Origin of the sequence: Vibrio sp. VP6 (assembly GCF_028823755.1) — a bacterium.
In the GTDB taxonomy this organism is placed as follows: domain Bacteria; phylum Pseudomonadota; class Gammaproteobacteria; order Enterobacterales; family Vibrionaceae; genus Vibrio; species Vibrio parahaemolyticus.
Window position 1 is genome coordinate 75,160 of sequence record NZ_JAPEID010000023.1, and the last position, 6,383, is coordinate 81,542.

The following is a 6,383-nucleotide window of genomic DNA, read 5'->3' on the forward strand; positions in this document are numbered from 1 at the left end:
ACAGTGTATATTTGATACTCAACGATGATAATCAGCTAAATTGGAAAGGAATTATTTCCTCGGAGGACTTAATGGATTGGATTCAAAGTGTACAAAGTTACATTCGAGTTATCGAAGAAGGCAGCTTCAATGCAGCCGCACGGAAGCTCAACACGACAAGCTCTGCCATCAGCAAGCGTATCCAGTGGTTAGAGGACAAAATTGGCGTCCAGTTACTCAAGCGTACCACTCGTTCAATAAGTCAAACCGAAGCTGGTGCCCTATTCTACGAGCGAGCCAAAGTGCAACTTGACTCTTGGCAGTCCGTGTTAGATGAAACTCGCTCAGTAAACCAGTCTCCGGCCGGTCTGTTAAAGATTGGCGCAACGTTGGCGGTAGGTTCTAAGTTTTTAGTCCACTACCTTGATGATTTTCTAGAAAAATACCCCGATATCACTCTGCAACTCACCACGACGCTACCCGGTCAACTGCCGGAACTGAGTTTGGATCTTTTCATCAGTCGTCATTTAGAACAGCTCAATTCATTAAGCTTTAAAGCCACCCCGCTGTTCGAACACAAAGCTCAGTTTTATGCAGCGCCGAGTTACTTAGAAAAATACGGCACGCCACAAAATGTTGAAGAGCTGACAAAACACAATATTTTGATTTGGGGAGAAAAACCGGCAAGAGAGATCAAAACCAACCGAGGGAAAAGAGTGAGCTTGTCAGGCAACTTCGCAACGACCAATCCAGAAGCTCTGTTTCATGGTGCAAAACGCGGAATGGGTATCTTGATGACCAACAACGTAATGATCAAAGACGATTTAAAATCCGGGGCGCTAGTGCCTATTTTGCCGGATGTTACAGCCGACGAGGCTACGGTTTATGCGTATTACCCAAAACTGGATTATCAACACACACGCACCCAATTGTTCCTCGACTATCTAAAATCCCGTTTAGAAGAAGAAAAACGCATCTAATTTGATAGTTTTCTTGTTAAATGTGTGAGTAAGCGACTACTTTGAAATTAATGCCTCAAACTTTGATAACACTCTAGTCTTACTAGACTCACCTATTAGTGTTAATTCCTTATCTGTTGGGATTCAAAGTTTGAAAAATCTCCTTAAGTAAACGATAGTTTACTTGATGCATATCAAATTATAAGTCGTCGTGTCGCACAACTATCAAAGCACGATATGAAATTAATAACGGCTAGGTAACGTGTTTAATGGATCATGTACAAATCAGTGTCCAAAAGCTTGATGAAATATTGAAGCTCAATGGGAGCGCTCTGCTCAACAGAGTGACTTTAGATATCCATCAACAGTTGAAGAGTCATTGTACATGCGTTGTTGAAGTGGCTCATCTTCAACATGCTGCGCACACCATTTCCTTTGCAAGTGGCGGAGAGATCTCAGATAACCTCAGTTACCACCTGTCGGGCACGCCATGTGAAAAAGTCGCGAAAGACATTGGCGAGCACATCTTTTACCAAGATCAGGTCTATAAACGCTTTCCTGAAGACCAGATGTTTCAGGATGATGGCGTTCAAGCTTACCTTGGCCTACCGTTGAAAACACAAAGTGGCGAAGTGCTTGGGATTTTGCTGTCTACTTTTACTCGAAGTATTCACGCGAAAGAAGCACAAGATGTGCTCGAACTTCATCGCTTTTATGCCAATGTGATTATCCATAGCCTTCGTGAAAAATGGGTCAGCGAGCGTTCGGACAAACTCCTAAACCAACTTAGCTACGAAGTCTCTCATGACAACCTCACCGGTTTGTTGAACCGCAGCTGTTTGGCAGACACGCTAGAAACATTAACGCAGCAAGCCACCCGCCCTTTTAATCTGGCGTATCTGGATATCGACAACTTCAAATCGATAAACGACATCAACGGGAACTACATTGGTGATCAGATCATCAAGTTTACTGCAAATGCGATTCAACAGAGCTTGTCTTCCCCAAATAACGCTTTTCGCGTTGCTGGCGACGAGTTTGCCTTTATTACTTACGATGAAGATCCCGTGGCTGTATGTCAGGAAGTGCTCGATAAAATTGAAGCCGGTTACAGTGACAAATCCAATCGTATTTCTTTTACCGTGAGCATTGGCATTGCACGAGCGCCAGTTCACATGCTCAACAGTGATGAACTGATCCTAAATGCCAGCTTAGCGTTGAAAGATTGCAAAAAACACCGTGACACACGAATTCAACATTACGACACGCACTTAAGTGCGCTTTATCATCGTCAAACGCAACTGATTGAAGCGATGCGCATTCAATTAAGCACGAGCATTACTGAAAGTCATGAGCTTTACGTGGTGTTACAACCGATTGTTGATGTAAACAATGATCGCTGGGATTACTTTGAAATACTCGCTCGTTGGAACAGCAGTGTGTATGGCAACATCTCCCCTGCGGAGTTTATTGAAGCGGCCGAGCAATCGGGATTAATCACCGAATTAGGTGAGCGAATCATAGAGTTAGCATGTATTGCGAAGCAAGAGTTAGAGGCTCACCTAGGTTATACCGTGAAGCTATCCATCAACTGCTCTGCACACGAACTGGTCGATTCAAACCGCTACATCAACCACCTAACAACCTTGCTCGAGCGATACGGTCACGATGCTTCGGACTTTGTTATAGAGCTCACTGAAACCGTTTTGCTTTCACAAAGTGGACGCGAGCAGATGGTTTTGAACTCACTTCGCTATCTTGGTTTTAAAGTCGCACTGGATGACTTCGGCACTGGCTATTCGAGCTTAAATTACATTCATAATTACCCTATCGACAGCATCAAAATTGACGCCACATTTGTGCGCAATATGCTCTCGAACAAAACGTCAGAGCAAGTGGTGTATCTGATAGCCCAGTTAGCTCAACTGTTGGATGTCGACTTAATTGCAGAAGGCGTAGAAGACGACAGGGCGTTAAATAAGCTTATCGACATGGGTTGTCATTATATTCAAGGCTACTTCTATTCTCGCCCACACAACGTCGATGAATTGGTACACATGATTAACGATAGACAAGTCAAACGCGCATAAAAAAGACCAAGCAATTGCTTGGTCTTTTTGTTTCGATTAAGGGCCTAAACAGCTATAAAACCGCTTTTTCTTTATTTTTTAGCAGCTTATCCATTTCATCTCGATTCGCGATGAAGGTTGCCATCTCCTTCTTAGGAACAGAGCTCGCCATCGGAATATTCGCGCGCATCGCGTTGACAGGGCGTCCGTACTCGATCAATTCATAATGAAGGTGTGGACCAGTAACTCGGCCTGTTTTACCAGACAAGCCGATACGCTGACCGCGAGAAACTTTTTGACCCTTCTTCACTAAGATCTTACTTAGATGCAGGTAACGCGTTTTGTATTTGTTACCGTGCTCAACAACAACGTAGTTACCCGCATATGGGTGCTTACGTGTCATAATCACAGTACCGTCACCCGTCGACACTACAGGCGTGCCAGTCGGTACAGCAAAGTCAGTACCGTTATGCGGTGCAACACGGCCTGTTACTGGGTGTAAACGATTCGGGTTAAATCCAGAACTGATACGCCAACTACGGCTCACAGGATAACGTTGGAACGCACGCTGTAGGCTTTCACCTTTCGCGTTGTAGAACTGACCATCCGTATGAAGATACGCGGTTATCTCACGACCACGATTGTAGATTTTGATCGCTTCGATTTCATTCTTGCCAGTTGAAACACCGTTGATAGTTTGTGAACGACGAACCACTTCAAATCGGTCACCCGCACGAAGATCACGCCCAAAGTTCACCTGCTCTTTTAGCAAGCTCACCACTTGGCTGATTTCTGCAGAACTCAGACCTAAACGATTCGCAGAAGAAGAGAAACTGCCTTGAATTACGCCAACTAGCGGCTCCTGACGCCAAACACCAGGAATGGAAATATCGGTAAAGTCATAGCCACCATCGCTGTTCAGCTGGTAAACCACTTTATCTGCAATCGAAAATTGCAGTTCCATTTTTTCTAGCTCGCCTGTGGCATCATTGCGCCAAAAACGCAGCGTATTACCAGGCTTTAAGGTATCAAGTGCAAGGTAGTTCAAATCCGTTTCCATTACTTTCATTAATGAACTGTAACCGAAACCGAGTTGGCTAAAGATAGTACTTAAATTATCGCCAGCTTGGATTTGATACTCAAAATTAGGTGGAGTGACGACTTCCGCAGTCGTCGCATCAAGAATTCGTTCAACAACCTGCGATTCTGGCAGGTTTAATGCGATGGTTTTAGTTAAAGATGACTCTTTGAGAGAGTGAGAAACACCTATCGCAACTAAAACTGGCAAGGAGTATAACAGTAGCGCTCTACGACTTGTCAGATTCGGCAACCGTTTTGTAATTTCATTTGTAGACACGGGAATTACTATCTCCTTTCAAACAAGGCTCATAGCTTATGCATTCCCGTATAAGAAATCACTATGAAATTTCGAGATCTAGCGCAGAAAACACTTAATTTTTACAGAAGTCAAAAAAAATTCATCACTGTTGCATATGTAGGTTATTACCTACACGGGTTAGAGTGGCTGAATTTGATTGATTTGGCTCATCTGCCATGGATTGACTTTCGCCATGCGTTAGGAATGAAATAGCGATTTTGGTATCCGTTTGCCAATTGATTTGAGCAAATTTAACTCGATCACCAATAAACACGCTGTCTAGCAACACCACTCGGCTCGGGATCGGATCAAACTTAAATAACCCAACATAATAAAATGCCCCTGAGCCTTGAGTCGTAACAATCATCGGCGCCGCAATCCAAAATTCTTTGTTGATTTTACGTTGAGCGATAAACGCGGTCGGTACCAAAACCTGCCCCTTTGTCGCGCCTGCATCATACTGACCAATCAGGTAGCCATTCTCCTTGTCCCACTCTTCTAAAAAAGAGACGGCATTTTGCTCTGGTACTTGAATTGTCCACGGATTCTTCGCTTGCACTACTCCCAACACTTCGGCAGCGATAGGATTAGATTGCACCTCTGCTTGCGGAAACTTGGCCATGATTTCATCATCAGACAAGCTAAAGCGATACACACCAGCAATGATAACAATCGCTAATAGCACGATAGGAATAAGAAGAATGAGTGGAATTGGCAGAATTCTGCTGCGAGCCATGCGACTTCCTTGTTTTTGTTCTAAAAATTGTGTTCGGAGTATATACCAATTCCAATAGGATGACCGCATACACTCAAATCTCGATGAACCAAGTATCGTGAAATCACTCGAGCGGATTTAGGTATAAACTGTTTAGTGGGCAATCGATAGGTAATAACGATGACAAACATAATTCACACCGGAGAGTGCGCCTGTGGCTTAGTTCAACTTCGCTGTAAAGATGAACCTCTGCGAACCTCTATTTGTCACTGCTTTGAATGCCAGAAACGAACAGGCAGCGTTTTTGGTGTCCAGGCCAAATTCGATAAGGAGCAGGTCATTTTAGATGGTAACACGACCAACTACACCAGAATCAGCGACGATGGTAATGAAGTGAAATACGAATTTTGCCCTGCTTGTGGCACGACGATGCAACTGTTGTTATCCGCAGCACCCGAAATCGTTGTTGTTCCCGTTGGAATTTTCAATAACACCGAATTTCATGAGCCAAAAGTTTCGATTTATGAGCAAAGGAAACATGGCTGGGTGAGTTTCGAGTGCACAATGGAACACATTCAATAGAGGGGAATCCCCCTTTATTGGCTTGTTATTATCTGAGCAAAAGCTCTATAAATGAGATTTTTTTGAGAATGATCAACCGAGTTGAACAGGAAAAGGTTTCGTAACTCAGTGTGAGCGTTATAATCTGCTCCTAACATTTGGTGGGGTTTTATTGTGATTTCCAGACTTCCTCGTTGGGTGGAATATGGCGCGTTTCTACTTGCCCTTCTCGCGGGCTGCGTCAATGCCGTTGGTCTTCTCGGCTTTCAACATCAAGCGATAACGCATCTTTCCGGAACCGTAACTCAGCTAGGGAATAGCCTATTAACAGGTATGGATAATTCCATTCACCTGCTCTTTATCGTATTCAGCTTTTTGATTGGCTCTGCGTTTAGCGGCTTCTTTATTGAGAGTAGCGCTTTAAAGCTTGGCCGACGCTATGGTGTGGCACTTTGTATTGAAGGGAGTTTGTTACTGTTAAGTTTAGGCTTCTTGGTCGAGGGCGACTCCTACGGCCAATACTTAGCGTCAGCAGCATGTGGTTTGCAGAATGCGATGATCACCACTTTTAGTGGCGCAGTTGTCCGAACGACACACATGACGGGGATCATTACCGACCTTGGCATTATGATTGGTGAGAGCTTACGAGGACGTCAATTTGACCGCCGTAAAGCTAAGTTGTTTCTATTCATCTTCTTTGGTTTTTTACTAGGCGGGAGCGT

At 44.0% G+C, this 6,383-nt stretch carries 6 protein-coding genes; 4 read left to right on the plus strand and 2 right to left on the minus strand.

The features are described 5' to 3' along the window. Positions 1–71 precede the first annotated feature (71 nt). Entirely contained in the window at positions 72–959 is an 888-nt protein-coding gene (locus tag OU793_RS15365) for a LysR family transcriptional regulator (RefSeq protein WP_005498358.1), read from the plus strand. Positions 960–1,207: 248 nt separating this feature from the next. Continuing rightward, positions 1,208–3,028: a bifunctional diguanylate cyclase/phosphodiesterase gene (locus OU793_RS15370; RefSeq protein WP_159404308.1), complete on the plus strand. Its 1,821-nt coding sequence runs from the start codon at positions 1,208–1,210 to the stop codon at positions 3,026–3,028. 52 nt (positions 3,029–3,080) lie between these two features. Here OU793_RS15370 and OU793_RS15375 read toward each other — a convergent pair whose 3' ends face one another. Both OU793_RS15375 and OU793_RS15380 read right to left on the minus strand, forming a co-directional pair. Beyond that, positions 3,081–4,364, minus strand: coding sequence for a peptidoglycan DD-metalloendopeptidase family protein (locus OU793_RS15375; RefSeq protein WP_011106286.1), 1,284 nt, complete (start codon positions 4,362–4,364; stop codon positions 3,081–3,083). 124 nt (positions 4,365–4,488) lie between these two features. Further along, on the minus strand, positions 4,489–5,121 hold the full coding sequence (locus OU793_RS15380; protein WP_159404307.1) for a hypothetical protein: 633 nt from the start codon (positions 5,119–5,121) through the stop codon (positions 4,489–4,491). Between the two features lie 159 nt (positions 5,122–5,280). On the opposite strand from OU793_RS15380, the gene OU793_RS15385 reads away from it, so the two are divergent. Both OU793_RS15385 and OU793_RS15390 read left to right on the plus strand, forming a co-directional pair. Next, a complete protein-coding gene (locus tag OU793_RS15385) occupies positions 5,281–5,682 on the plus strand; it encodes a GFA family protein (protein ID WP_140092276.1) in 402 nt (133 codons plus the stop codon). A 153-nt stretch (positions 5,683–5,835) separates the two neighbouring features. Continuing rightward, positions 5,836–6,383 (plus strand): YoaK family protein (locus tag OU793_RS15390; protein WP_274647798.1); only part of this gene is annotated, 548 nt, incomplete at its 3' end.

Excerpts from the sequence above, each read along its gene's own strand:
- OU793_RS15385 (WP_140092276.1), top strand. The coding sequence starts at position 5,281 with ATGACAAACATAATTCACACCGGAGAGTGCGCCTGTGGCTTAGTTCAA.
- OU793_RS15380 (WP_159404307.1), bottom strand. The coding sequence starts at position 5,121 with ATGGCTCGCAGCAGAATTCTGCCAATTCCACTCATTCTTCTTATTCCT.
- OU793_RS15370 (WP_159404308.1), top strand. The coding sequence starts at position 1,208 with ATGGATCATGTACAAATCAGTGTCCAAAAGCTTGATGAAATATTGAAG.
- OU793_RS15365 (WP_005498358.1), top strand. The coding sequence starts at position 72 with ATGGATTGGATTCAAAGTGTACAAAGTTACATTCGAGTTATCGAAGAA.